This is a genomic window from Nocardioides sp. (assembly GCF_024509035.1).
Taxonomy (GTDB): Bacteria; Actinomycetota; Actinomycetes; order Propionibacteriales; family Nocardioidaceae; genus Nocardioides.
In genome coordinates this window covers 955-2,214 of the sequence record NZ_JANINT010000315.1, presented here as the reverse complement: position 1 = coordinate 2,214, position 1,260 = coordinate 955, and the positions used below count along the sequence as shown (strand labels likewise).

The following is a 1,260-nucleotide window of genomic DNA, read 5'->3' as shown; positions in this document are numbered from 1 at the left end:
GCGCGTCGATCGCCGCCCGCAGGTCGTCGGCGGCGCTGCGCACGGGGACGGGCGCGGCGGGGAGCACGAGCTCGACGGACCGGTCCTGGTCCTCGGCGAGCGGCCGCCAGAAGTCCACCCGCTCGCGGAGCACCTGGGTCGCGTCGCACCGCGGCCGGACGCCCTCGCGCTCGGGCCGGCGCGCCGCGCGGATGACCGCGGTCAGGGTCCGCTCGAGGTGGTCCAGGTGTGACTCCAGCTCCTCGGTCCGCTCCGAGGCCGGCAGCCCCTCGACGTCGAGGCGCACCGCGGTGAGCGGCGTGCGGAGCCGGTGCGACAGGTCGGCGACGGTCTCCCGCTCGGCGGCGAGCAGGTCGTCGATCCGGCCGGCCAGCCGGTTGAGGGCGGCGGACACGCGGCGTACCTCCGAGGGGCCGTCCTCCGGGGCGCGGGCCGTGAGGTCGCCTTCGCCGAGCCGGTCGGCGGCCGCCGCCGTCCGGTCGAGGTCGCGGACCAGCCGCCGCGCGACGAGCTCGGCCGCCACGGCCACCAGCACCAGGATCAGGACCGCGGCGCCGCCGAGCAGCAGCAGCCGGTCGGTCATCCGGCTCCTGGCGGTGTCGACCGAGGCCTGGGCGAGGACGGCGACCGGACCGTTGGCGGTCATCGCGCGCACGCTGACCACCTCGCCGCCCCCGACCTCGTGGATCTCCGGCTCGGAGACCGGCATCAGGCCGTCGTCGTCGGTCGTACCTCCCTCGTCGCCCTTCCGGGGCGCGGCGAGGTCGGTGTCCCCGTGCAGGCCCTCCGGCAGCTCCGCCCCGAGCCGGGTGCCGTCGGGCAGCAGGACCGTCACGCGGGCCCGTTCGTCGCGGGCGTTGAGCCGGTCGACGTACGCCGCGATCTGGCGCGGCGTCGGCCCCGTGCTCACGTAGTCGGCGACGCCGCGCGCGACGTCGACCGCGCCCTCGCGGCTCTCCTCGGTCGCGGCGCGGTCGAGCAGCAGCCACAGGGGGATGGCGAACAGGATCAGCACGCTGGCGGTGGCGCCCACCGCCAGCACGAGGATCCGTTGGCGCAGGCTCATGCGGCGTTCGGGTCGACGAGCTTGACGCCCACCCCGCGGACGCTGATCAGGTAGCGCGGTTCCGCGGCCGTCTCGCCGAGCTTGCGGCGCAGCCAGGAGAGGTGGACGTCGACGGTCCGGTCGGCGCCGCCCCACGGCATCTGCCAGACATCGGCGAGCAGCTGGCGCTTGGTGACGACCTCGCCGGCGCGCGA

Annotated in this window: 2 protein-coding genes; both read right to left on the bottom strand. The window is 76.6% G+C overall.

What is annotated here, in order from left to right:
- Positions 1-1,066 (bottom strand): HAMP domain-containing protein (locus Q0L15_RS19905; protein ID WP_296606349.1); only part of this gene is annotated, 1,066 nt, incomplete at its 3' end.
- A partial coding sequence (locus tag Q0L15_RS19900; RefSeq protein WP_296606347.1) for a helix-turn-helix domain-containing protein occupies positions 1,063-1,260 on the bottom strand: 198 nt, incomplete at its 5' end. The genes Q0L15_RS19905 and Q0L15_RS19900, both read right to left, overlap by 4 nt.